Source organism: Enterococcus thailandicus, from assembly GCF_001886265.1.
Classification (GTDB): Bacteria; Bacillota; Bacilli; order Lactobacillales; family Enterococcaceae; genus Enterococcus_B; species Enterococcus_B thailandicus.
Genome location: NZ_JXLE01000005.1, coordinates 157,839 through 181,665, shown reverse-complemented (window position 1 = coordinate 181,665; position 23,827 = coordinate 157,839). Strand labels below are relative to the sequence as shown.

Here is a 23,827-nt window from a genome sequence, read left to right as displayed (position 1 = left end):
CTGAAACGATAAGATTCTAGCTACTGAGCAGTAAAATAAGAAAGCTTAATAGTTCCTTAACTAAACTGCAAAGTGGTACAACAAGATACCTGTCGCCACACCTACGTTCAATGATTCAGCATTTCCACTCATTGGTATATAGATATTTTTATCTGTAAAGTTCAATAATTCTTGGCTAACTCCCTGTCCTTCATTTCCCATAATAATGGCAAAATTAGCCGGTTTTTCTACTTCATTCAACGCAGTTGCTGCTTCATTCAACTCTGTTCCATAAATCATAATCCCCTGCTCTTTTAGTTGCTGAACAGCAAGTGATAAGTCCATCTGGATAACAGGCAAATGATAATTACTGCCTTGCATACTTCTTAACACTTTCGTACTGTATAAATCAGCTGTTCCCTGGCCAAGCAACACGCCTGCTAAGCCAAAAGCGTCAGCTGTTCGAATCATCGTCCCCACATTTCCGGGATCTTGGACATTATCTAGCAACAACCAGCCACCCGAAAAAACTGGTGGTTCCATTGCTTCACGTGCTACAACAGCAAGGATTCCCTGTGGTGTTGGTAAATCAGATAAGGCTTGCATGACTTCATCTGTTACGAAAAATAATTCAATCTCAGCTAGTTTCTCTAGCCAAGTTTGCCATTCTCTTTGACCTTTTTGGGTAACATAAATTTCTTTGATGACAGCATTTGCAGCCACTGCCTCTTCAATCAAGTGAAAACCTTCTAAAAGATAAGCGCGATTTTCTTCGCGATATTTTTTCTTATGCAATTTTTTCAATTCTTTGATTCGTGGATTTTTTGCGGATTGAATTTCTTTCACCTTTTTCACCTCACTTGATTATAGCATGTATTCAAGGCTGTAACTTGTTTCTCTCATAAAAAATAGTTATCATAAAGATAAGAAAATGAAAGCGGGTGACAACTTATGCGTAAAGTCAAAATGAATGTCCAAGGTCGCGTCCAAGGTGTTGGTTTTCGTTACACAACAAAAATGGTTGCAGATCGTTTAGGAATTTATGGAACAGTAAAAAATGAAGAAGATGGTTCCGTTACAATAGAGGCCGCAGGCGAGGATGAACAAGTAGAAAGCTTCATTAAAGAGATCAAAGATTCACCCAGTCCTGCTGGTCGAGTGACCTATCTCGATTTACAAGACAATCCGTGGATGGATAACCGAACAAGTTTTGACGTCATCTACTAAGAACTTCATGAAAAAGGAAAAAACAGGTTTCTGATTTTCCTCTTTATTTTTTCTGTGTATTCTGGGGACAGTTTCCGAACATTTCTATGACTTTTCTATGAAGTTGATTGAATTATGAAATTTTTTTTAGTATAGTTAATTTTGTGTAAAAATTATGGAAGAGGAAGTATTTTATGAATAAATGGAAAAATTGGTTATTGGGATCTGGACTAGTTACTGTCCTACTTTTTTTATCCGGTTGTGTTCGAACTGACTCGCATGGAAATCCTGACACATCAGGTTTTGTCTATCGAGTTCTTGTTCATCCGATGGGGCAAGCAATTACCTATTTAGTAGAAAATTTTAATTGGTCTTATGGCTGGGCCGTTATTGTTTTGACTATTATCGTTCGGTTAGTAATCCTGCCTTTAGGTATTAGCCAATCGAAAAAAACAATGATCCAATCAGAAAAAATGCAAGCGTTAAAACCACAAGTATCAGCTGCACAAGAAAAGTTAAAAGCTGCTACGACTCGTGAAGAACAAGTCGCTGCACAAGCAGAGATGCAACAAGTATATAAAGATAATGGGATGAGTATGACTGGTGGAATTGGTTGCTTACCCTTGCTAATCCAAATGCCTATCTTCTCAGCACTTTACTTTACTGCCCGTTATACTGAAGGAATCCGCGAATCAAGCTTTTACGGAATCGATCTTGGCTCACCAAGTTTAGTGTTAGTTGCTATCGCTGGTATTGCTTATTTGCTTCAAGGATATATCTCAACGATTGGTATTCCCGAAGAGCAAAAGAAAACCATGCGTACGATGCTGATTGTTTCACCAGCAATGATTGTCTTTATGTCAATTAGTGCACCAGCCGGCGTTACGCTGTACTGGGTAGTTGGTGGTATCTTTAGTTGTATTCAAACATTCATTACGAACGTTTTGATGAAGCCTCGTTTAAAAGCTCAAGTGGCTGAAGAATTGAAACAAAATCCGCCCAAGCAAGTCGTGACACCTCGAAAAGACGTCACACCTGCTGAAACGAAAAAAGCACCTAAACAAGTCAATACACAACAAAGAAATAATTCATCAAAAAAACGAAATGCTGGTAAACAAAACCGTAACTAAAATTTTTATTTCAAGCATTTTACTTTCAACAAGAAAAAGAGTGGCTGATCCTTCGATCAGCCACTCTTTTTCATGATGTATAATTTTATTCATCCTCTTCTTCATTCGTCAGTGCAATCATTTGATTAACAGAAACGATATTTTGCTGACCGGAAGTAATAAAATCAACAGGTGTATCAAGCAATGTCCCATTGATAAACTCAATCACCATTGGCATATTCATCCCTGCATAAAGTTCAATCGCTGCGCCTTCCATAATCATACGAGAGATGACATTGCAGGGCGTCCCTCCCATTAAGTCACAAAAGACAACATAGGAGTCTAATTCATCTGTGACTTGTAAAAATTTTTCTTTAAAGTCTTCTACTCCATCTGATTCTAACAACGCCACCGTATGAATTGCTGTTTGTGGTCCCATAATCATTTCTGTACTTTTTTTCAAGGCTTCACATAATTGACCATGACTAATCAAAACTAACTCTTGACTCATTTCTTACACCCCATTATTTTGAAATCACACCAAGGGCTGATAACGCAACACAGACAATCAAAACAATAAAGATAGCGCGTGTAGATGTCATATTTTTCTTACCTAACATCCAATACACACCACCAACGATTGCTGCTGGTAAAAGCTTAGGTAAAATCATATCAATATTATTTTGCATGTTTAACGTCACATCACCAATGCTTGGTGCCCAAGAAAATTTTACATTGACCATCGTTGCTACTAAAGCGCCCACCATGAAGACACCGAGTAAAGTTGCTGCATCAGTTAACGCAGTGAGCCGCGATTGCATTGTTGTTACCAAGGAAATTCCTTCCTTATAGGCAAACTCCAATTGCTTCCAACGAAAGACCATGACTGCAATTTGAGCCGCGATCCAAATGAAAACACCCGCTGGATTTCCATTGATTGCCATGTTCGCAGCCAATGCACCAAAAATAGTTGGAATAAGTGCTGCGAAGATCGAGTCACCAATTGCGGCAAAAGGTCCCATTAACCCAGCTTTCATCCCAGAAACGGTTTGTTTTGCTGCAATGCCTTCCTTCTCTTCAATTGCAAGGTCGATACCAGTTACAATCGTATTAAAGAAGTTTGACGTATTAAAAAACTGCGTATGCGTTTTCATTATTTCTTTTAATTCAGGTGTATCATCACCATAAATTTTACGAAGTTGAGGTAAAATCGTATACAAATAACCTGAACCTTGCATCCGTTCATAGTTCCAACCTAGTTGAAAGGTGAATAAGCTTCTTCGATTGATTTGTTTAAAATCTTCCTTTGTCAATTTATAATTAGATTTCGTCATCTTCGATTTCCCCCTCAGCTGATTCTACTTGCTCGCTTGCTACTGGTTTTTGATTGTGATTGTTCTGACCATTTTTATAACTAATTGCTGCTAATGCAAATCCAATCAAAGCAACAGCTAACATTGGTAATGAGTTAAACGTTCCTGGCATTTCTTTCACTACACTTGCGACACTTGTTCCAAGTAATTGAACGTTTGAGAAAAGTGTTGCTAACAATGCAGTAATCGTGAAACCTAAAACAAGATATGGAAAATGTTTCTTAACAGGTAGATAACGTAATAAGATAGCAAACCCAACTGCTGGCAAAACAGCTCCGGCTACAGACAAACCATCACCTAGCCATTTTAGGTCACCATTTAACACACCAACAACATTTTCAACTAAGCCGCCACCAAAAGCCAAAGCTAAGAAGACAGGAACTAATCGAGAAAGTGACCAAGGTAAGGCACCCATCAAGAAGTTTCGTTCAATTGCTTTATAATTCATTGTTTCAACATGTCGATCAATTCGATGTGCAAAATACGTATTTGCAAAGCGAGCTAAAATATCTAATTGGATCATCAAACTAGCTACCGGCACAGCAATTGCTGCAATCGCTTGCTCAGGATTCATTCCAAGCGAGATAGAGAATGCCGTCGCTAAAATCGTCCCTGAGTTTGCGTCAATCTTAGAGGCACCACCAAATGTCCCAACACCTAACACTGTTAACTGCATACTACCACCAATAATAAGACCAGATTGCAAGTCACCCATCACTAAACCTGCAAATAAACCTGCAAACACGGGTGCACTCATTGACGAATAAATTTGTAACTCATCTAAAATTTGATAGCCTGCGTATAATGATAATAATAAGATCTGCCACCATTGAATATCCATGAATTATTCCTCCTATTTTGTTAACAGACTCATAAAGTCTTCGGCTTTGTCACTTGGGACCATTTGGGCAATCAGGTGTACACCTTTGGCTGCCAACTGCTTAAATACGGACACATCTTCTTCTACAACATTGATTGACTTAGTAATCGATCGAGTTTCATCTGTTTGAGACATATTGCCAACATTGATTTCTGTTAAAGGAACGCCTAATTCAACTAACTTCAATAAACGATCTGGCTTCTTTGCAACAATCAGCAATCGTTGCGAATCATACTTTCCAGCTAAAATATTAGTTGCTGCTTTTTCTACTGGTAACACGCTTAACTTTACTCCGGCTGGTGTAGCAAGCTTTAGACCACTTTTTTCGATTGCATTCGTTGCTACCTCGTCGTCCACTACCATGATTCGCGTAATATTTAATTTTGTTGTCCACAAATTCGCTACTTGTCCATGAATCAGTCTGCCATCAATCCGTACGCCAATAATTGCCATTTTGCTTCGTTCCCTTCTATTTTTAAATATGTGATGTTACTATAAAAAGCAATCGAAACCGCTTACTTTTTCTTCAATTAAAATGAAACTGTTATGCTTTTTCATACCAAGGTGTCGCTGTTTGTTCCACAACTTCATTTAATTCCTCGATGTTTGCCCGACCAGTCGTTTGCAACCAATCAATTGCGCCTGCTCGACCACTCTCAACATAGGCTTTTACACCGTCTTTCCAAGTTGCTCGGCCACAAAGAACACCGTTAAAGTCCGAACCAGATTTGTGGGCAAAGACCAACGTTTCTTGGAATAATTTCGTTGACACTCCTGCACTTAAGAAAATAAATGGTAAATTCGTTGCTTCACTTTGCTCTTTAAAGAATTCTTGTGCTTCAACTTGTGTGTAGCATGTTTCGCTAGTAGCAAACCCCTCAACGTAATTCATATTGACAGGCACTTCGACTTTTAATACATCCACTTTATAGTTTGGCCGTGAAAATTCTTTCATCATCTCAATGACTTTATGGGGTTTGATTTTCGCATATTCAATTGAATTACTATCTGTAATTGTTGCATCATAAGAAACCAATTCTAAGTAAAAAGGACGATCCTCTCCTGCGCACTCACTTCCTAAACGTTCGACAAAAACATGTTTTACATGATTGATTGCTGGGTCTTCATCTACGTCATAATATAGTAAGAATTTAACAGCATCTGCTTGCGCTATTTTTAAACGTAAGGCAGACCAATCTTCGAGCAAATCAGGTAGACGTCCTGGTTTCGTCGCATCATACCCCGTTTTTTCATAAGCTAATAACAAGCCTGCTTGTTCGTCACGAGCGTTTGCCGCAGGTAAGCCATACTCTGGATCTAACAAAATAGCAGAAGCAAAAGGTGTCAGTTCACTTGAAACGAGGGTTTTAAATTCGCTGATTTGTTCTGCTGTCGCATCCATTCCTAGTGCATTCATCATTTTTTTCAGTGCACCACGTTGATCAATTGCTAATGCACTGATTTTCCCGGTTTCTGTGGATAATCGATTCATTGCTGCTTGTTTTTCTGTTGTCAAGTTCACTTATTTTCTCCTCTTTTCTTTAAATTCCTGGATAGTCGTGAATCGTTACTCCCTTAACAACACGATTAACGGTTCCGCTTGGTGAAGGAGTATCTGGGGTATTTCCGATTTTGATGGATGTCAACAATGCAATCAGTTGTGCAACTAAGATCATCGCTAAAGATAGGTACCCATCAGGCAAACGAATTTCAGTTGCTTCGATTTGGAAAGTTTGACCAGAATAGTTTATTTTTCCAGGTTGAGCAATCGCAATCGCTTGTTTCGCAATTTTATCTCCGTGAATTTCTTCTAAAATATCTAAATCATAGGTTCGTGTGTAAGGCTGATTGTTGACAAATACAAAGACGAGCGTTTCGTCATTTACAAATGATTTAGGTCCATGACGAAAACCCATGGAAGAATCAAAACTAGTAGCGACTTTTCCCGCAGTTAATTCTAAAATTTTAAGTTGTGCTTCTCTTGCCAAACCTGCTAAGCTACCTGATCCTAGATAAACAATTCTTTGAAAATCTGGCGAAATCAATTCCTTAATCTCAGTTGCTCTGTTTAAGATATCCTTACCCAGCGTTGATAAAACGGTTACATATTTTTCCTTTGTTTCATCCGGTGTTTGATCAAAAATCAGTAAGGCACTTAACATCATGCACGTAAAACTTCCAGTCATTGCAAAACCAGCATCATTTGATTTTTCAGGCATCAATAATAAAAAGTTGTTTGCATCTTTTTCTGCTGCTTTAGCCAAACTTCCCTCTGCTGCACAAGTAATCGTTAAATGAAAAATCGTCGAAACAACTTGATTTGCGAGCTCAACTGCCGCTAAACTTTCAGGGCTATTCCCACTGCGTGCAAACGATACAAGTAATGTGGGTTCGTCTGGAATTAAATAATCTTGTGGTGCAGCAACGATATCAGTTGTTCCAATACTTTGGAAAATAAACTTTTGTGTTTCACCATGTCCATTCAAATAAGGAACAATTGTATCTCCAACATATTGAGACGTTCCCGCTCCAGTGAAAATCACTCGGATACGTTTTCCGTCTGCTGCTTCATCCATTTTTTCAAAAAATTCTTTGAGTTTTTCTTTTTTTTCCTTCATGATTGTAACGGTTTCTTGCCATAATTCTGGTTGCTGTTGAATTTCACTAGCCGTGATTGCTGCACCTAGCTCTTTCAACTTTGTTTTTTGTTCAAGCATTTGACTTCCTCCTTAATTACTACGTACGTGCCGAATTTTATAATGGAACTGATCTGCTCTGGCAACGCTGACTGTGTATTCGATAATTTCATTTTTATGATTGTACGTCGACCGAATCAAATGTAATACAGGTGCACTATCTGCGATACGTAATAAATCGGCGTCTTTCTTTTGAACGATGCTCGCATAAAATTCTTCATCTGCAAACTGGACGATTTGATTGTAGTCTTGTGAGAAAACATCATATAAGGGTTTACTTTCAAGTAACGGTAAATCTAAATTCATAAATAATTTAACTGGCAAGTAAGAACGTTCTACCATCAAGGGTTCTGCATCTGCCAATCGTAATCGTTTGATTTTAAACACTGGTTCACCAAGCATTATATTCAAAGCTTGGGCAATTTTCTTTGTTGCTTCGATTTGACGAAATTCTAAAATAACTGTCTTAGGTAGTCTGCCTAATTCTTTCATTGCTTCTGTAAAACTGTATGCTCCAGCTAAGTTGGATGATTTCACAGATAGATCAGAGACAAATGTACCTTTACCATGGCGGCGATAAATGCAACCTAGTGTTTCTAATTCTTGTAAAGCTAAGCGAACAGTCGTGCGACTAACGCCGTAATGTTGACATAATTCTCGTTCAGATGGCAGTTGATCGTGTGCTGTCATCTGCGTTTCGATTCGATCTTTTAATACATCAACAAGTTGATAGTATAATGATTTTCCTTTGCTTGAGCTCTCCATTATTTTTTCCTTCCTCTAACTGGTTATAACCACATGACAAGAATAAAAATATTTCTCTATTTTGTCAAACCTTTTTTTAAAAAAAATTATACATTATCAGTATTATCAAGGATTTTTTTTCATTTCAGAAAAGTACCAGACTGATACCAGTTGATAAAATTATGACACTTATTGCTTGATAATGGCTTCTAATGCAAAAAAACTGAGACAAATTTCATTGTCTCAGTTCTAAATAAACTTATTTTTTTGAAAAAGTATGGGCCCGCTATCTCAATGAAGCTGAACGTTTGGTGCCACAACCTTATTCACGGTGTTCCCCAAGCAACTCCTCAAAATAATTCATAACTGTCCAAAAACATGAAAAGCTATTTTTGTCAGTTGCTCATTATTTTTTTGGAGCTGAACGCTTGGCGCCACAACCTTATTCACGGTGTTCCCCAAGCAGCTTCTTTGGCAATAAGTCCTCTTTTCTTAAAATATGGAAAACTATTTTTAGAAAAGTATTCTTATTGCTTGAAGCTTAACGCTTGGTACCACAACCTCATTTTGTCATAATCTTATCCAAGCTTGCCAAAGACAACGCCATAAATGCAATTTCTTTCAATTGAGTTAAACGGTTGGCACGTACTGCTTGATCTTCCGCCATAACCATTGTTTGATCAAAATATTCTTCAATCAATGGGCGCAATTGGACTAAGCTTTCATAGCTTTCACCTAATGTTTGTGTTGCAAAATTAGCTTTTAACTCATTCACAGCTTCATTCAATGCTGATTCTGCTTCATTTTCAAATAATGCGGGGTCTACTACACCAACTTCTGTTGTTTCTGCTTTTTTCGCTAAGTTGATGACACGTGTCAAAGCTTCCATAGATGGTTTGAAATCTGCATCATTCAAATGTTCTTTAAATAATTGTGCTGCGCTAAAGACTTTTGTTAAATCTTTTTGTTCCGCATTCAATACTGCGTCAATCACATCGTGACGAATTTCTTTAGTGACTAATAATTGGCGTAGACGTCCTTTGATAAATGAAAGAACTTCGCCTTGACCACTGGCTAAGTCAATTCCAAAACGTGTTAGATCTTTACTGATTTCTTCATCAATAACTTCTTGCAATTTAGCTAACGGGAAGCTCCATCCTTTTGATTCAACGATACGAACCACACCATAAGCTTGGCGACGTAAAGCATATGGATCGTTTGATCCACTTGGTACCATTCCTACAGCAAAGAAAGAAAAGATACTATCTAACTTGTCTGCAACTGCTAAAACCGAACCAATAACTGATTCTGGTAGTTCACCTTCGCTTGAAATTGGCATGTAGTGTTCACGAATCGCTTTCGCAACTGCAGGTTTTTCACCTTCAAGTAACGCATATTTTTCACCCATGATTCCTTGCAGTTCAGGGAATTCACCGACCATATTCGTCACTAAATCAAATTTATAAATTTCGGCAGCTCGTTGAAGGTCTGTTAATTCTGATTCAGATAACCCAACTTCTTCCCCAATAATGCGGGCAGCGATTTGAACACGTTGCATTTTTTCATAAATGCTACCGATTTTTTCATGGAAAGTAACTGATTTCAGTTTTTCTACGTCTTCTGCGATTGAAACTTTCTTGTCTTCATTGTAGAAAAATTCAGCATCTTCTAAACGTGCAGTCAATACTTTTTGATTTCCTTTAATAACGTTGTCTAATTTGACAGCATCTCCATTACGAGCGGAAATAAAGTGAGGTAATAACATTCCTTGGTCATTTCGAACTTCAAAGTAACGTTGATGCTCTTTCATTGAAGTTACCAAGACTTCTTCTGGTACAGAAAGATATTTTTCTTCAAAATCACCAGCAAAAACAGTTGGATATTCTACCAAGTTATTTACTTCTTCAAGCAACTCTGGATCAAGGTCAATTACCCAATGATTTTTTTCTGCTAATTTTTGTGCTTGGCTAACAATCATTGCTTCTCTTTTTTGTGGTGAAGCAATCACAAACTGCTCATTCAATTTATCTTCATATTCTTTCGCATGGTCAAAAGTGATTGGTTCGCCTAAGAAACGATGTCCACGAGAAGTACGACCTGTTTCAACATCTAATACGCTAAATGGAATGACTTCATCATCTAACAACGCAACGATCCAATGAATTGGACGAATATATTCAAAATCAAAATTTGCCCAGTGCATTGTTACAGGGAAAGTTAAACTTTTAATTACATCTGCCAACCCAGCTAAAACTTCAATTGCAGGTTTTCCGTGCGTGTATTTTGTAACATAAACATATTCAACATCTTTTAATTCTCTAAAAGTAATATCAGCTGTTGTTAGTCCTTGCCCACGAACAAATCCTTCGGCTGCTTTTGACCAATTTCCATCAGCATCTAATGCAATTTTTTTTGCAGGTCCCTTGATTTCTTCTTCACTGTCTGCTTGGCGTTCAGGAACATTTACTACTTTGATTGCTAAACGACGCGGTGTTGAAAATGTTTCGATTGAATCATAAGTCAATTGATGTTCATCTAAAAATTTTGCTGTTTTTTCTTCTAGTTGCTTCATGCTTGGTGTTACTACATGAGCGGGCATTTCTTCTAGTCCAATTTCTAATAATAAGTCTTTTGCCATCTTATTCAGCCTCCTTAACTGTTTCTGGATTTGCTGTGTTCTTGTTCAATAGTGGGAATCCTAATTTTTCACGCTCTGCAACAAAGATTTTTGCTACCGCGCGAGCCATATTTCGGATTCGAGAAAGATAGCCAGCACGTTCTGTAACTGAAACAGCGCCACGTGCATCAAGTAGATTAAACGTATGGCTACATTTTAAGATGTAATCATATGCTGGATGAACAAGGTTTTCATCAATGCAGCGATTCGCTTCTTTTTCAAAACGATCAAAATTTTGTAACAATAATTCTTGGTCACTGACTTCAAATGAATATTTTGAGTGCTCATATTCAGGTTGTTTGAAAATCTCACCATATTTCACGCCTGCCGACCATTCAAGATCATAAACACTTTCCACTTCTTGGATATAAGAAGCTAAACGTTCTAACCCGTAAGTGATTTCTGAAGTCACAGGTTTGCATGGTAAGCCACCTACTTGTTGGAAGTACGTAAACTGTGTAATTTCCATTCCATCTAACCAAACTTCCCAACCAACACCAGCACAACCCATTGAAGGATTTTCCCAGTTATCTTCAACGAAACGAATATCGTGTTCCAGTGGGTCGACTCCTAATAAACGTAAACTTTCTAAATATAATTCTTGGATATTTTCTGGTGAAGGCTTCATCACGACTTGAAATTGATGATGTTGATACAAACGGTTTGGATTTTCACCGTAACGACCATCTGCAGGACGACGTGAAGGCTCCACATAAGCTGCATTCCAAGGTTCTGGTCCAATGGCACGTAAAAATGTGTAAGGACTCATTGTTCCGGCACCTTTTTCTGTGTCATAGGCTTGCATCAGCATACAACCATTTGATGCCCAAAATTTTTGTAATGTTAAAATCATGTCTTGAACGCTTAATTTTTCACTCATAGTATAGTACCCCTTTCATTTCTTACAAAGCTTGCACGACTGGATAAAATGCGACGACTGAACCTGGAATCAACTTCACACGAACAACGTCTGTCTCAGCTAATTGTGCAGTAATTGAATAAATCGTTTCTTCTGGTCTGGTGGTAAAGCTTTCTTTCACTTGTTCTTGGTCATCAACAACACTGACTGCTAATGCGACACTTGAAAGAATTTTGATTCGGTTTTCTTTAAACTCTGTTGCCGGGATTTCCATGTCAAATTGCATCTTGATTTCCTCCTAAAAATACAAAAAGTCCCTATGTCTGACTACAGACATAGGGACGAATAAATTCGCGGTTCCACCCTACTTCCGAATAAACATTCGGCAGCTTCGTTTCACGTACTCCCAAGCGCCACTTCAAAAATCGATTGTATTCGGCTCACACTCTCCCGAACTCGCTTTTACCCACGTATTTTTTACTCTTCTTGATCAACGTACTATTTTTATCTACGGTTAATAATAGCCGTTTCGTTACTCTTTTGTCAAATTTTTTTATTGACCAATTAAATTTCTTTTTTTCTCGGCTCACTCATGATCTGTAGGATCAGCTGACAAGGGTGACTCGGGTTCCTCAGCTACTTCTTCTTGCTCAGTCGCTGGGGCGTCACCTTTTTTCTCTAATGGTTTGAGCACATGCTCCCATGATTTCATTTGATCAATAAATTTTTTGCTTTTAAGATGAATCCCCACATATTCTTCATAAAGCTGATCAATCAATTGACGAATCACTTGCTTCGTTTCTTCTTTTAAATGGATTCCGTTGATTCTCTCATAAGAAATAGCAGAAAACATACGTGCAAAATAAACAGCTCGAGGATCCGCGTGATACCTTCTTGGATCAAGGGACCAATGACGTTCGCAAATCACACCGCCATATTTTGAAGAATAATCAAATTTTCCTTGTGTTTCACCGCAAACCGCGCAATGCGTCCAAATCGGTGCAATCCCAAATCGTTGTAGGATTTGGATCTCAAAAATATTGGTGATGATTTCTGCATCGTCTCCTTGATTCATTCTTTCCAACGCTTGTTGCGTAAAATGAAAAAGATTCGGATCATATTGGTGATCTTCAATTGCTGCATCAACCAAACTTAACAAATAAGTCCCATAGCCACTCAAAAAAATATCTTCTTGAATTTTACGATAGGCATGAACATCTTTGACACTCGTGATAAAAGATAGACCCTCACTTTTAAAGGTGCCAATATAAACAGCTTGAGTAAACGGTCGAATAGCAGGTGCTAATGGCTGGTTTTGTCGATGGATACCTTTGACATAAAACATCATTTTCCCCGCTGATTCTGTAAAAATCTTGACCAATTTATCTTTTTCTTTATAGTTGCGACTAGAAATAATCAAGCCTTTTGATTCAACCAATTGACTCAATCGATTCCCCTCCTCAAAAAAAGAAATCTGGAAAAAGTATTGCTACCTGTCCAGATCCGTTCTTTTTTACTGATTTTAGTATTCGTCTTTACGGTAACCAAAGTCTTGGAGATAGACTTTTTTGTCACGCCAATCCTTTTGAACTTTTACCCAAAGTTCCAAGAAAACTTTATCACCGAGTAAACTTTCAATATCTTTACGCGCTTTTGTTCCGATTTGTTTCAACATTTTTCCGCCTTTGCCAATGATGATTCCTTTTTGGCTATCACGTTCAACAATGATCGTTGCTTGGATTTGAATTTTATCATTTTCATTACGTTTCATCGAATCAACAACGACTGCTACGGAATGAGGAACTTCGTCACGAGTCAATACCAGTACTTTTTCTCGAATCAATTCTGAAACAACAAAATATTCTGGATGATCTGTTATTTGATCTTCTGGGAAATATTGCGGACCCTCTGGCATTTCATCCACTAAAGTTTCCATCAAACGATCCACATTGTTTCCTTCAGTTGCAGAAATCGGCACTACTTGAGCAAATGGCATCTGTGAAGAATAATCTTCGATAATACTTAGCAACTCATCTGGATGGATTTTATCAATTTTATTGATAACTAGATAAACAGGTGAGGTTACATTTTTTAGTCGTTCAATAATAAAATCATCCCCACGGCCACGCTTTTGATCCGCACTAATCATAAATAATACAGCATCTACTTCTTTCAGTGCGCTGTAAGCTGCTTCGACCATGAAGTCACCTAAGCGATGTTTGGGTTTATGAATTCCTGGCGTATCAATAAAAATCAATTGTGCTTCTGGTGTCGTGTAGACTCCTTGGATTTTATTTCTAGTTGTTTGTGCTTTGTCACTCATGATGGCAATTTTTTGACCAACGATTCGATTCAAAAGTGTTGACTTACCAACGTTAGGGCGTCCAACAATGGCAACAAATCCTGATTTATGTTCTGGCATATTGTTTCTCCTTCTTCTTTAAAAAAATAATTGATAAATTTTGGGAACAAATAAAATCAAACCTACGATCACCGCAAAACAAGCCGTCAATAAAACCGCTCCCGCAGCCATGTCTTTAATTTTTTTCCCGATCGGGTGAAAATGAAAGTCCGTAAACATATCGACAACATTTTCAAAAACAGTATTTAAAATTTCAACGATCCACACTAAAAAAATAGCTAAAAACAGCCACAGCCATTCATTCTGACTAAGCTGAAAAATAACGCCAGCAATCAATGCAAAGATGCCGAACACAACATGAGTTTTCATGTTGCGTTCTTCATCAAAAACCGTTTTTACTCCTTGAATGGCAAATTCCACAGAAGTCATAAAATGTTTATTCTTCTCAACCTGTTTATCTTTTAAGTCCATAAGCATCCAAAATCTCTTTCTGTAACCCAAACATTTCTTTCTCGTCTTCAGGGGTCATGTGGTCATACCCGTTGATGTGTAAGAAACCATGTACTGCTAAGAAACCTAATTCGCGATCATATGAATGGCCATATGATTCTGCTTGTTCTGCAGCGCGTTCGATTGAGATCATAATGTCGCCAAGAACACGTGGCATTGGATTCTCTCCATCTTCAAAAATAACTGGGATCTCGTCTTCGCCTTCTTCTTCCAAAGCAAAACTAATGACGTCAGTTGGTGCATCTTTTCCTCGATAATCACGATTGATTACTTGGATCGCATCATTATCCATGAAAGTCACTGACATTTCAGTTTCTTCAGGCAATTTTAAATAATCGGCTGCAAACTGGAGTAGTTCGTCGATTTCTTGCATCTTCTCCTCAGGTACTTTGTTTGTTTCATCCATGAATGTAATATCCATTAGTCATCGCTTCTTTCTTTACTCACTTTTTAGATTATTCTTGTGTTTGTGCTTGCTCTTCTTTTAATTTTTCAGCTTCTGATTTCATTTTTGGATACTTGATTCGCGAGTGGAACGTACTACTTAATCCACTAATCAATGATTTCTCAACTTTGCGAATTTCTTTCAATGTTAAACCAGTCTCGTCTAGCTGACCATCTGAAATGCGTTCTGCAATCAAGTTATGAACAAATTGTTCGATTTTTTCACCTGTTGGATGATCCATTGCACGTACAGCTGCTTCACAGCTATCGGCAATATTGACAATCCCAGCTTCTCTTGTTTGTGGTTTTGGCCCCGGATAGCGGAACTGCTCCTCTGTTATTTCAGGGTTACGTTCCTTTGCTTTCACGTAAAAATACCGCATCAATGTCGTTCCGTGATGTTGGTTACAAATGTCAATGACCATTTCAGGCATACCATATTCTTCTAAAATTTTAGCACCATCAGTCACATGACCAAAAATAATTTGTTTACTATCTTCTGGCAACAGGAAATTATGTGGATTTTCAGCACCAGACGGTAGGTTTTCAACAAAAAAACTAGCATGTTTAATTTTACCAATATCATGATAGTAACAAGCCACTCGGGTTAATAGCGAGCGACCACCAATTTCTGCTACTGCATTTGCACTTAGATTAGCTACCATCATACTATGATGATACGTTCCCGGCGCTTCTTCTAATAGTTGTTTCAATAGTGGATGATTTGGGTTACTTAGTTCATTTAAGACAATCACACTATCATCTGTCACCATTAATTCAATGTAAGGATGCAAGCCCATCGTTAATAAGAAAGATAACAGTGCGCCCGTTACACCACAAACTAAAGTCAACCAAGTTGTTCCATCACTAAAGCTCATACCTTGATAAACAATCAAGATGATATTCATCAACGTTGGGAAGATAATTACCCATAAAACCGCTGGTAATCCTTGTTCAGAAATTCGTTGACGACGAACGATTGTCCCCATCAAACCAGAAAACAGATACGAAACTAATAACACGGTTAAGGTATTTGTCCCAATAGAACCATAATAGATAAATAACGCTGTTACCGCTTGGAAAAGTGCTGCCATAATCCCGGCTCTTCGATTAAGGAAGAAATTTAAGACCAATGGGGTAAACGCCGCTGGGTAAAACAACGGGATATAAGTTGCTTGTTCCGTTTGGAATAATTGGAAAAATTTCATCATGATAATACTTAAAGACATTGCTGTTACATAAAACAACACATATTCCGTCCGTTTATCTGAATCTTGAAATTGCAATGAATTGTAAGTCAAAACAACAATTTGAAGCAACACGGCTAAAATCATTGCAACTAGCGGAAAAATCGAAGTTGTTTGATTGGTTAGTCCCAATAATTCTAATTTTTTCATTGCGGCTGCATCAATTTGATTTCCTTCGCGTACAATGATTTCTCCTTGGAAAATCATTACAGGCTGAACAGCTTCCCGTGCAGTAGCTTTCAGTTCTTCGGTCTTCTTCTCATTAAGAACATCATTCACTACGATTCCTTGATCCACCAAGTAGTTCAGTACTTGTTGTTGCGCAGAGGTAACATTGAGATATTGGATTTTATCCTGTGCCTCTTGCTTAAATGTGTCAACATCGCTTTCTCTTACTTGCTTACTCATTTGTTCATCGATTAATTTCAGACTTTCATCACGAACAGTCGACAATTCATCCTCTGTCATACCGAAAATGAGTGTATAAAAATTGCTAGGTAACTTTTGGTAAAACGCGACATCTTCTACGTTCACTGTTTCAAAATTCTTCTTCAGTGCTGCAATTCTTTCATCAATCGTTGGTTTAGGAATATTAGCATCGTCACTGGCCTTTTTGACTTTCTCATCATACGCCTTGTCGATTGTATCATTTGTTTTGTTAATCAAATCAAACAGTTGCTTGATTCGGTCATTTTGATCAGCTGCTAAATCTTGTTGATAGGTGTACTCTGGTGTGACTGCTTCGGCTGCCAATTTTCTCTTTTGCTCGGTCTCTTCTGTATTCTCAATCGTTTTGGTTGCACGAATACTTTCTTCAGCTACTTGTCCTTCTCTAAAATCGTTTGCTTTTTGTTTGACACTACTAAAAGTCACCCCACAAACGATCACAAAAAACACAGCTAACAGCAAGGGCAAAAACGCCTTTCCTAATTTTGCTTGCAGTTGCTGGATTGTTTTATTCAACATGTGCTTATCCTCCTAAGCAAAGCTTATTCTTGATGAAGATCGGCTTTTTCGTACGCTTGAATAATTTCAGCAACTACTGGATGTCGCACAACATCGCTGGCTTCGAAATTAACAAAATCAATTTTTTTGATTTGCTTCAACGTACGTTCAGCATGAACTAAGCCACTCATTGTCCCTCTTGGCAAGTCAATTTGACTAGTGTCTCCATTGACGATCATTTTCGATTGGTAACCAAGACGAGTCAAAAACATCTTCATTTGAGCCACAGTCGTATTTTGTGCCTCATCTAAAATAACAAATGCGTCATCCAATGTTCGACCACGCATGTACGCCAAAGGTGCAATTTCAATTACGCCTCGTTCCATTAAACGGTTCGTATGTTCCAACCCGAAGATTTGGTAAAGTGCATCATAAACAGGACGTAGATAAGGATCAACTTTTTCTTTCAGATCCCCGGGTAAAAAGCCCAGATTCTCCCCTGCTTCAACAGCTGGTCGAGTCAAAATAATCTTTTGGACTTCGCCTTTTTTTAATGCGGCAATTGCTAACACAACCGCTAAGAAAGTCTTCCCAGTTCCAGCAGGTCCAATACCAAAAACGACGTCATGATGTTTGACGGACTCAACGTATTTCTTTTGTCCACTATTTTTTACCCGGATAGGTTTACCATTTCTGTCTTTCACAATTTCTTCTTCATACATCTCGATGAAGTAATCTAAGGTACCTTTTCGCCCCATATTTATCGCCGCTACCACATCTGGTGTACTGATATGGATTCCGCGTTTGATCAGTTCTTGTAGTGTGCGGATAACTGAACTAGCCAATTTCACTTGTTCATTTGTTCCAATTAGTTGAATTGTTTCACCACGCGTATTGATAACGGTGTCGGTTGCATCTTCTATAAGTTTGATGTGTTTATCGTGCGCACCAAAAAGTAAGCTGGCATCGTCAGCCGCTGTTAATCTAATCTCTAAAGAAATGGACTCTTCTGTCAAAAATAGACATCTCCTTTATCTCTTTCATTTCTTGTCTATTTTACCACACTCATAGAAAACTATATAGCAAATAAAAAGCGGGGCGTTGACACACCTTTTTCTTCAAACTCAAACAACAGAAAAAAACCGCAAACATTTCTGTCTGCGGTTCAGATTACAAAATTAAGCTTGTAATAGTTCTTTTACGATTGCATTTACTTGATTTCCGTCTGCTTTTCCTTTGACTTTAGGCATGATAACTCCCATTACTTTGCCAAATTCTTTAACAGATGAAGCACCAGTTTGTGCAATAGCGTCTTGAACAAGTTGTCGAATTTCATCATCAGAAAGTTGTTCTGGCATATACTTTTCGACAATTACAATTTCGCCTTTTACTTTATCAGCTAAATCATCGCGTCCTGCCTGCTCAAACTCATGTAAAGAATCACGACGTTGTTTCATCTCACGAGACAACACTGTTAATTCTTCATCTTCCGTCAAGTCGTGGCCTACTTTGATTTGCTCGTTTTGTATTGATGACTTAATCATACGAATGACTTGCAAAGTTTCTTTCTCTTTTGCCTTCATCGCTGCTTTCATGTCATCGTTCAATCTACTTAGTAGTGACACACTACCAGCTCCAATTCATCAAAGAACTAGAATTTTTTGCGTTTTCTAGCTGCTTCAGATTTTTTCTTACGTTTCACGCTTGGTTTTTCGTAGAATTCACGTTTACGAGATTCTTGTAAAGTACCCGCTTTTGACACGGAACGTTTGAAGCGACGAAGAGCATCGTCAAGTGATTCGTTTTTGCGAACGACTGTTTTTGACATGTTAATTCCCTCCCTCCGAGCTTAAAAAGTAACCGTAGTGCTATTGAAATAATTATCCCAAAAAACAAACTGTCCTTTAAACATTATAGCTAATGCTCTTTTGACCGTCAAGGGATTCTTTCTTTTTTTTTGATTTATTAGTTGTTATTTTATTTTATCGAATCATTGACAATCTTCACAACGCCCAAAGATTTCAAATCGGTGACCTTCAATCGTGCACCCACCAAGTTGTTCTTCAAAATAGTTCATTGGGCACATATGGATTTCTTTCGTCTTCCCACATACAGTGCAGATAAAATGATGATGGTGACCGATTTCGCCCTGACAACAATGAAAGCGGAATTTCATTTCCCCATTCAAGTCGGTTTCTTCCAATAAATCAAGTTCAGCAAAATCATGCAAGTTGCGGTAAATCGTATCGTAACTTACACCTTTGAATGTTTCGTTCATATAGTCAAAGACTTCTTTAGCAGAGACATAGCGATTACGCTTTACCAAGTAAGTCAACAAAGCTTCTCTTTTTTTCGTGTATTTAAATCCGTTATTTTTGAGTGTTTCCAAAGATTGTTCAATTAATGTTTGCTTTTTCATTCCTCTTCCTCCAAATCAAAACGATTACGAAGTACGCATTCCAGAGTATGGTATAATAAAGCAAAAAAAAAAGCAAGTGAGGTTTTTCTTATGGCTTCAGATTCAACTGAATTAGTTACTTTTTTTGTCATCTCTGACTCTGCTGGTGAAACAGCAACCAAATTAGCACAAGCAACAATGGCTCAGTATCCAAGTGTCGAATTCAATTTATTTCGTCGAACATTTGTCACTGACAAAGAAACTTTACTCAATGCATTAAATGATGCCTTGACAGAACAAGCCATCGTTCTCCACACCTTGATCAATCAAGAATTGATCGACACAGCTCGAACATTTTGTGATGAAAACGAATTGTTCAGCTTTGATATCATGACGCCACCTGTAGCCGAAATCGAACGACGAACCGGGATTCAACCAACGCGTCAACCCGGCGCACTTCATTTGTTGAATGAAAACTATTTCAAACGCATCAAAGCAATGGAATTTGCAGTGAAATATGACGATGGTAAAGACCCTCGAGGATTTTTAGAAGCAGATGTTGTTTTGCTTGGCGTTTCTCGTACTTCCAAAACACCTTTGAGTCTATTTTTAGCCAACAAAAATTTAAAGGTTGCAAATTTACCTTTGATTCCACAAGCACATATTCCAAAGCAATTGTGGGAAGTAGATCCTAAAAAAATTGTCGGTCTAACCAATGATCCCGATATTTTAAACAGCATTCGTAAGGAACGCATGCGCTCTTATGGGTTAAATCCAGATACTGCTTATTCTGATATTGAAAAGATTCGTGCAGAATTAGACTTCGCAAATGATCTTTATCAAAAACTGGGCTGTGTAGTAATCAATGTCGCCTCGCTTTCTATTGAAGAAACTGCTTCTCTGATTTTAAATGCACTTGAATTAGAAGACCACAGCTATTATGGAACAGAGTCTTCTGAAACTTCCGATTGATTCCCTGATTCTTATTTTAATTCGCACCAACGAAAAAGGTGAGCCCACATCCGATAACGGTTTGGGCTCACCTTTTTTCGAGCAAAATCATTTGGCTTTTATTTCTTAGACTGGATTACTGTTTCAAATACTTTTTGTTTTCTGACTTAGTCATGCTCCACATGCTTGACAGTCTGCTCTAAGATATCTAAAACATGGGAGTCATCCAGCACATATAAGATTGCTTTTCCTTCACGGCGAGAACGAACGATTTTATTTTCTCGGAGTAATCGCAGCTGATGCGAAACAGCTGATTGTTCCATTTCCACCGCTTGGCTGATAGCTGTCACATTTTGTTCACCATTTTTTAGATACAATAAAATTTTTAAACGTGTTGGATCGCTTAACATTTTAAATAGCTGACTGATCTTTTCAATTTTTGTTCCTTGAACCTCTGACAAAGGCTTCACCTCCAACTATCCAAAAAGACTGACTTCTAAAGTTTACCACTTTTTCCGTCAGTCTCAAATTCCTCAGTCTTTTGTAATTGCTTGGATGCTTGCTTCATAAGCTGCAATTTTTGCTTCAGCATCGTCTTGCGAGTTTCCTTTAACTCCAATGTAGAATTTGATCTTTGGTTCTGTACCAGAAGGTCGAATTGCTACCCAACCTTGTTCTTCTAACATATATTTCAAGACATCAGAAGGTGGTGTTGTTAATGCTTCAACATTTCCAGCTGCATCTGTTCTTGTTAATTTCTTGAAGTCTTCTGTCTGCAATACTTTGGCACCTGCAAATTCAGTTGGTGCTTCTTGACGGAATTTCTCCATTAACGCTGCGATTTTAGCTGATCCTTCTTGACCACTCATGGTAACAGAAATCGTTTTTTCTGCATAGTAACCATACGTTTCAAAAATTGATTGTAACCCATCATACAATGTTTTTCCTTGTTTCTTGTAAAAAGCAGCAACCTCTGCCAATAGAACTAATGCTTGGATTGCGTCTTTATCACGTACAAATGGTTTAACTAAATAGCCATAGCTTTCTTCAAAGCCAAACATAAATGTATGTGAATGGTCTTCTTCAAACTGTTGGATTTTTTCAGCAATAAATTTGAACCCAGTTAGCACATTGAACATCGTTGCACCATAGTTTTTTGCAATTGCAGTTGGTAATTCACTTGATACGATCGATTTCAACACCGCTGGATTCGCTGGCATCGTCTTTCTTGCTTGATGTGCTTCTAAGATGTATTGAATCATGATTGCGCCAAGTTGGTTTCCTGTTAATACTTCGTACGAACCATCAGGTAAACGAACGGCAGCACCAAGACGATCGGCATCTGGATCTGTTGCAATCAACAAATCAGCGCCTTCTTTTTCACCTAGACGGATTGCATATTCAAAAGCAGAATGTTCTTCCGGATTCGGAGATTTAACCGTTGTAAAATCAGGATCTGGAATGGCTTGTTCAGGCACCAAAACAAATTGCTCAAAACCAGCTTGTTTTAAGGCTTTTTCGCCTAACATTTTCCCGGTTCCGTGAAGAGGTGTATAAACCAATTTTAAGTCTTTACCCATTTCTTCAATCAATTCGTGGTCAATCGTTACAGCCTTCATTTCTGCTAAATAGGCGTTGTCTACTTCTTCGCCAATAATTGAAATCAGACCACTGTGTTCCACTTCTTCATCTGACATCACTTCGACTTTCAGCGGATTGCTAACTTCACGTACATATTTAGTCAATGCATCGGCATCTGCTGGTGGCATTTGTCCACCATCTTCGCCATAAACTTTATAACCATTATAAGCAGCAGGATTATGAGAAGCCGTAATCATGATGCCAGTAAACGCATTCAAGTGACGAACAGCAAAAGATAATTCTGGTGTTGGTCGTAAACTTTCAAAAACAAAAGATGGAATATCGTGCTTGGCTAAGGTCTTCGCAGCCTCCATCGCAAATTCCGGTGATTGATGACGTGAGTCATATGCGATTGCTACACCACGACGTTTTGTTTCAGGATCTTGTGCATCCATAAAACGAGCGAGTCCCTCAGTTGCTTGGCGGACTGTGTAAATATTCATACGATTAATACCAGGGCCTAAAATACCACGCATTCCTGCTGTACCAAATCCTAAAGGCGCATAAAAAGCATCTTCTAATTGTTTAGAATCCTGACTCAATACAGTTAATTGCTGTTTTAAATTTTCTTCTAGGTTCACTTCATTTGCCCATTGTTCATAAACTTGTTCCCAAGACATGAAAATAACACCTCTTTCTAAAATATGAATTCTGTTTTAGTATAGCATTCACTAAGATTAGATGAAAGTCACAACGAGAAAAAATGATATCAGTTAGGATTTTCAATGGATAAATAAAAACAAAGCCCAACCAAAAATGAGGATACACTTTTGATTGAGCTTTTTTATTTTGTTAACATAATAAGTTTATGCTTGTGTAGTGGATTCTGCTAAAGTTTCTAAATACTTGAACACTTGTTGCCCAGCAATCCCACCATCACCAACTGCTGTCGTGATTTGTCGTAAATCTTTTTCACGCACATCCCCTACAGCAAAAACACCTGGCATATTCGTTTTCATTTCTTGATCAGTTGGAATCCAACCAGCGGCATTGGTTAAGCCAGTTTGTTTGAACGGATCTGTTAGTGGATCAAGACCAACATAGATAAAGACACCGTCAGCTGCTAAAGCTACTTCATTCCCTGTTTTCACATTATGTGCTTTAACACCTGTTACCACCATTTCATTTCCAATGATTTCATCAACAACTGTGTCCCAAACAAATGAAATTTTTTCATTGGCAAAGGCACGCTCTTGGATAATTTTTTGTGCACGTAATTCATCACGACGATGAACGATCACAACTTCAGAAGCAAATTGCGTTAAGTAAATCGCTTCTTCAACTGCAGAATCTCCACCACCGATCACAACTAATCGTTTATTACGGAAAAACGCACCGTCACACACTGCACAGTAAGAAACGCCGCGACCTGCATACTCTTCTTCACCAGAAACACCAAGTTTACGGTGGACACAGCCAGTAGCAATGATGACTGTTTTTCCTTCATACGTTTTATCTTCACAGATGACTTCTTTGTACGTACCATGATCTCTGATATCTTGGACGATCCCATAGGCATTTTCTGTACCAAATTTTGAGACGCCTTCATACATTTTATACGCAAGATCAGGGCCCATAATTGACTCAAATCCTGGATAATTTTCGATTTCTGCTGTGTTATTCATTTGACCACCAGGCGCGCCTTGCTCAATCATCACAACTGATAAATTTGAGCGTGAAGCATACAAGGCAGCTGTCATTCCAGCAGGGCCTGCGCCAATGACAATTACATCATACATATGTACATTCCTCCGTTTAAAATCAAGTAAGCTTACTTTACAGCCAACATCAAAAAAAGTCTATTGT

At 38.1% G+C, this 23,827-nt stretch carries 26 protein-coding genes; 3 read left to right on the top strand and 23 right to left on the bottom strand.

The window, feature by feature from the left end; translation table 11 throughout:
- Positions 1 to 60 precede the first annotated feature (60 nt).
- The gene (locus RV17_RS05305) at positions 61 to 825 is read right to left on the bottom strand and encodes a TrmH family RNA methyltransferase (protein WP_071868703.1); all 765 of its coding nucleotides are present in this window, start codon (positions 823 to 825) and stop codon (positions 61 to 63) included.
- A 105-nt stretch (positions 826 to 930) separates the two neighbouring features.
- Here RV17_RS05305 and RV17_RS05300 point away from each other — a divergent pair, with 105 nt between their 5' ends.
- A complete protein-coding gene (locus tag RV17_RS05300) occupies positions 931 to 1,206 on the top strand; it encodes an acylphosphatase (RefSeq protein WP_067483900.1) in 276 nt (91 codons plus the stop codon).
- A gap of 173 nt (positions 1,207 to 1,379) precedes the next feature.
- Positions 1,380 to 2,315 carry a membrane protein insertase YidC gene (yidC, locus tag RV17_RS05295; RefSeq protein ID WP_067483898.1) on the top strand — a complete coding sequence of 312 codons (936 nt, stop codon included), beginning with the start codon at positions 1,380 to 1,382 and terminating at the stop codon, positions 2,313 to 2,315.
- Positions 2,316 to 2,400: 85 nt separating this feature from the next.
- Here the strand turns inward: yidC and RV17_RS05290 are convergent, their stop codons facing one another.
- The 19 genes from RV17_RS05290 to RV17_RS05200 form a co-directional block, all read right to left on the bottom strand.
- Complete coding sequence (locus tag RV17_RS05290; RefSeq protein ID WP_071868702.1) at positions 2,401 to 2,805, bottom strand: PTS sugar transporter subunit IIA; 405 nt, start codon at positions 2,803 to 2,805, stop codon at positions 2,401 to 2,403.
- 13 nt (positions 2,806 to 2,818) lie between these two features.
- Positions 2,819 to 3,628, bottom strand: a complete 810-nt coding sequence (locus tag RV17_RS05285; RefSeq protein WP_067483896.1) for a PTS system mannose/fructose/sorbose family transporter subunit IID — start codon at positions 3,626 to 3,628, stop codon at positions 2,819 to 2,821.
- Positions 3,615 to 4,508 (bottom strand): PTS mannose/fructose/sorbose/N-acetylgalactosamine transporter subunit IIC, encoded by an 894-nt coding sequence (locus RV17_RS05280; protein ID WP_067483895.1) that lies wholly within the window; start codon positions 4,506 to 4,508, stop codon positions 3,615 to 3,617. The genes RV17_RS05285 and RV17_RS05280 overlap by 14 nt, the downstream gene beginning before the upstream one ends.
- 12 nt (positions 4,509 to 4,520) lie before the next feature.
- On the bottom strand, positions 4,521 to 5,000 hold the full coding sequence (locus RV17_RS05275; RefSeq protein WP_067483894.1) for a PTS sugar transporter subunit IIB: 480 nt from the start codon (positions 4,998 to 5,000) through the stop codon (positions 4,521 to 4,523).
- Between the two features lie 91 nt (positions 5,001 to 5,091).
- On the bottom strand, positions 5,092 to 6,063 hold the full coding sequence (lacD, locus tag RV17_RS05270) for a tagatose-bisphosphate aldolase (RefSeq protein WP_067484145.1): 972 nt from the start codon (positions 6,061 to 6,063) through the stop codon (positions 5,092 to 5,094).
- A gap of 25 nt (positions 6,064 to 6,088) precedes the next feature.
- Complete coding sequence (locus RV17_RS05265) at positions 6,089 to 7,264, bottom strand: SIS domain-containing protein (protein ID WP_067483893.1); 1,176 nt, start codon at positions 7,262 to 7,264, stop codon at positions 6,089 to 6,091.
- A gap of 12 nt (positions 7,265 to 7,276) precedes the next feature.
- Positions 7,277 to 8,008: a GntR family transcriptional regulator gene (locus RV17_RS05260; protein ID WP_067483891.1), complete on the bottom strand. Its 732-nt coding sequence runs from the start codon at positions 8,006 to 8,008 to the stop codon at positions 7,277 to 7,279.
- 541 nt (positions 8,009 to 8,549) lie between these two features.
- A complete protein-coding gene (gene glyS, locus RV17_RS05255) occupies positions 8,550 to 10,625 on the bottom strand; it encodes a glycine--tRNA ligase subunit beta (RefSeq protein ID WP_067483890.1) in 2,076 nt (691 codons plus the stop codon).
- Position 10,626: 1 nt separating this feature from the next.
- A complete protein-coding gene (gene glyQ / locus RV17_RS05250; RefSeq protein WP_071868701.1) occupies positions 10,627 to 11,544 on the bottom strand; it encodes a glycine--tRNA ligase subunit alpha in 918 nt (305 codons plus the stop codon).
- A gap of 22 nt (positions 11,545 to 11,566) precedes the next feature.
- The gene (locus RV17_RS05245) at positions 11,567 to 11,809 is read right to left on the bottom strand and encodes a hypothetical protein (protein WP_067483886.1); all 243 of its coding nucleotides are present in this window, start codon (positions 11,807 to 11,809) and stop codon (positions 11,567 to 11,569) included.
- A 300-nt stretch (positions 11,810 to 12,109) separates the two neighbouring features.
- Complete coding sequence (recO, locus tag RV17_RS05240; RefSeq protein ID WP_071868700.1) at positions 12,110 to 12,970, bottom strand: DNA repair protein RecO; 861 nt, start codon at positions 12,968 to 12,970, stop codon at positions 12,110 to 12,112.
- 75 nt (positions 12,971 to 13,045) lie between these two features.
- The gene (gene era / locus RV17_RS05235) at positions 13,046 to 13,945 is read right to left on the bottom strand and encodes a GTPase Era (protein ID WP_067483882.1); all 900 of its coding nucleotides are present in this window, start codon (positions 13,943 to 13,945) and stop codon (positions 13,046 to 13,048) included.
- Between the two features lie 18 nt (positions 13,946 to 13,963).
- Positions 13,964 to 14,356: a diacylglycerol kinase family protein gene (locus RV17_RS05230; protein ID WP_172843720.1), complete on the bottom strand. Its 393-nt coding sequence runs from the start codon at positions 14,354 to 14,356 to the stop codon at positions 13,964 to 13,966.
- Positions 14,340 to 14,816 carry an rRNA maturation RNase YbeY gene (gene ybeY, locus RV17_RS05225; RefSeq protein ID WP_067483877.1) on the bottom strand — a complete coding sequence of 159 codons (477 nt, stop codon included), beginning with the start codon at positions 14,814 to 14,816 and terminating at the stop codon, positions 14,340 to 14,342. Before ybeY ends, RV17_RS05230 begins: the two co-directional genes overlap by 17 nt.
- 34 nt (positions 14,817 to 14,850) lie before the next feature.
- Positions 14,851 to 17,052, bottom strand: a complete 2,202-nt coding sequence (locus tag RV17_RS05220) for an HD family phosphohydrolase (RefSeq protein ID WP_067483875.1) — start codon at positions 17,050 to 17,052, stop codon at positions 14,851 to 14,853.
- 23 nt (positions 17,053 to 17,075) lie between these two features.
- Positions 17,076 to 18,047, bottom strand: coding sequence for a PhoH family protein (locus RV17_RS05215; RefSeq protein ID WP_067483873.1), 972 nt, complete (start codon positions 18,045 to 18,047; stop codon positions 17,076 to 17,078).
- 162 nt (positions 18,048 to 18,209) lie between these two features.
- Complete coding sequence (locus tag RV17_RS05210) at positions 18,210 to 18,656, bottom strand: GatB/YqeY domain-containing protein (protein ID WP_071868699.1); 447 nt, start codon at positions 18,654 to 18,656, stop codon at positions 18,210 to 18,212.
- A 26-nt stretch (positions 18,657 to 18,682) separates the two neighbouring features.
- Entirely contained in the window at positions 18,683 to 18,859 is a 177-nt protein-coding gene (gene rpsU / locus RV17_RS05205) for a 30S ribosomal protein S21 (RefSeq protein ID WP_002356740.1), read from the bottom strand.
- A gap of 162 nt (positions 18,860 to 19,021) precedes the next feature.
- The gene (locus RV17_RS05200) at positions 19,022 to 19,450 is read right to left on the bottom strand and encodes a Fur family transcriptional regulator (RefSeq protein ID WP_067483869.1); all 429 of its coding nucleotides are present in this window, start codon (positions 19,448 to 19,450) and stop codon (positions 19,022 to 19,024) included.
- Positions 19,451 to 19,540: 90 nt separating this feature from the next.
- Between RV17_RS05200 and RV17_RS05195 the strand changes: the two genes are divergently transcribed.
- Positions 19,541 to 20,401 (top strand): pyruvate, water dikinase regulatory protein, encoded by an 861-nt coding sequence (locus tag RV17_RS05195; protein WP_067483867.1) that lies wholly within the window; start codon positions 19,541 to 19,543, stop codon positions 20,399 to 20,401.
- A 146-nt stretch (positions 20,402 to 20,547) separates the two neighbouring features.
- Here RV17_RS05195 and RV17_RS05190 read toward each other — a convergent pair whose 3' ends face one another.
- The 3 genes from RV17_RS05190 to trxB form a co-directional block, all read right to left on the bottom strand.
- Positions 20,548 to 20,790 (bottom strand): ArsR/SmtB family transcription factor, encoded by a 243-nt coding sequence (locus tag RV17_RS05190; protein WP_370629926.1) that lies wholly within the window; start codon positions 20,788 to 20,790, stop codon positions 20,548 to 20,550.
- Positions 20,791 to 20,913: 123 nt separating this feature from the next.
- Complete coding sequence (locus tag RV17_RS05185; protein ID WP_067483863.1) at positions 20,914 to 22,641, bottom strand: phospho-sugar mutase; 1,728 nt, start codon at positions 22,639 to 22,641, stop codon at positions 20,914 to 20,916.
- Between the two features lie 186 nt (positions 22,642 to 22,827).
- Complete coding sequence (gene trxB / locus RV17_RS05180) at positions 22,828 to 23,760, bottom strand: thioredoxin-disulfide reductase (RefSeq protein WP_071868698.1); 933 nt, start codon at positions 23,758 to 23,760, stop codon at positions 22,828 to 22,830.
- Between the last annotated feature and the right edge of the window lie 67 nt (positions 23,761 to 23,827).

Coding starts and splice junctions, on each gene's coding strand:
- RV17_RS05300 (WP_067483900.1), top strand. CDS start 931: ATGCGTAAAGTCAAAATGAATGTCCAAGGTCGCGTCCAAGGTGTTGGT.
- yidC (WP_067483898.1), top strand. CDS start 1,380: ATGAATAAATGGAAAAATTGGTTATTGGGATCTGGACTAGTTACTGTC.
- RV17_RS05290 (WP_071868702.1), bottom strand. CDS start 2,805: ATGAGTCAAGAGTTAGTTTTGATTAGTCATGGTCAATTATGTGAAGCC.
- RV17_RS05285 (WP_067483896.1), bottom strand. CDS start 3,628: ATGACGAAATCTAATTATAAATTGACAAAGGAAGATTTTAAACAAATC.
- RV17_RS05280 (WP_067483895.1), bottom strand. CDS start 4,508: ATGGATATTCAATGGTGGCAGATCTTATTATTATCATTATACGCAGGC.
- RV17_RS05275 (WP_067483894.1), bottom strand. CDS start 5,000: ATGGCAATTATTGGCGTACGGATTGATGGCAGACTGATTCATGGACAA.
- RV17_RS05265 (WP_067483893.1), bottom strand. CDS start 7,264: ATGCTTGAACAAAAAACAAAGTTGAAAGAGCTAGGTGCAGCAATCACG.
- RV17_RS05260 (WP_067483891.1), bottom strand. CDS start 8,008: ATGGAGAGCTCAAGCAAAGGAAAATCATTATACTATCAACTTGTTGAT.
- glyS (WP_067483890.1), bottom strand. CDS start 10,625: ATGGCAAAAGACTTATTATTAGAAATTGGACTAGAAGAAATGCCCGCT.
- glyQ (WP_071868701.1), bottom strand. CDS start 11,544: ATGAGTGAAAAATTAAGCGTTCAAGACATGATTTTAACATTACAAAAA.
- RV17_RS05245 (WP_067483886.1), bottom strand. CDS start 11,809: ATGCAATTTGACATGGAAATCCCGGCAACAGAGTTTAAAGAAAACCGA.
- era (WP_067483882.1), bottom strand. CDS start 13,945: ATGCCAGAACATAAATCAGGATTTGTTGCCATTGTTGGACGCCCTAAC.
- RV17_RS05230 (WP_172843720.1), bottom strand. CDS start 14,356: ATGGACTTAAAAGATAAACAGGTTGAGAAGAATAAACATTTTATGACT.
- ybeY (WP_067483877.1), bottom strand. CDS start 14,816: ATGGATATTACATTCATGGATGAAACAAACAAAGTACCTGAGGAGAAG.
- RV17_RS05220 (WP_067483875.1), bottom strand. CDS start 17,052: ATGTTGAATAAAACAATCCAGCAACTGCAAGCAAAATTAGGAAAGGCG.
- rpsU (WP_002356740.1), bottom strand. CDS start 18,859: ATGTCAAAAACAGTCGTTCGCAAAAACGAATCACTTGACGATGCTCTT.
- RV17_RS05200 (WP_067483869.1), bottom strand. CDS start 19,450: ATGAAAAAGCAAACATTAATTGAACAATCTTTGGAAACACTCAAAAAT.
- RV17_RS05195 (WP_067483867.1), top strand. CDS start 19,541: ATGGCTTCAGATTCAACTGAATTAGTTACTTTTTTTGTCATCTCTGAC.
- RV17_RS05190 (WP_370629926.1), bottom strand. CDS start 20,790: ATGTTAAGCGATCCAACACGTTTAAAAATTTTATTGTATCTAAAAAAT.
- RV17_RS05185 (WP_067483863.1), bottom strand. CDS start 22,641: ATGTCTTGGGAACAAGTTTATGAACAATGGGCAAATGAAGTGAACCTA.
- trxB (WP_071868698.1), bottom strand. CDS start 23,760: ATGTATGATGTAATTGTCATTGGCGCAGGCCCTGCTGGAATGACAGCT.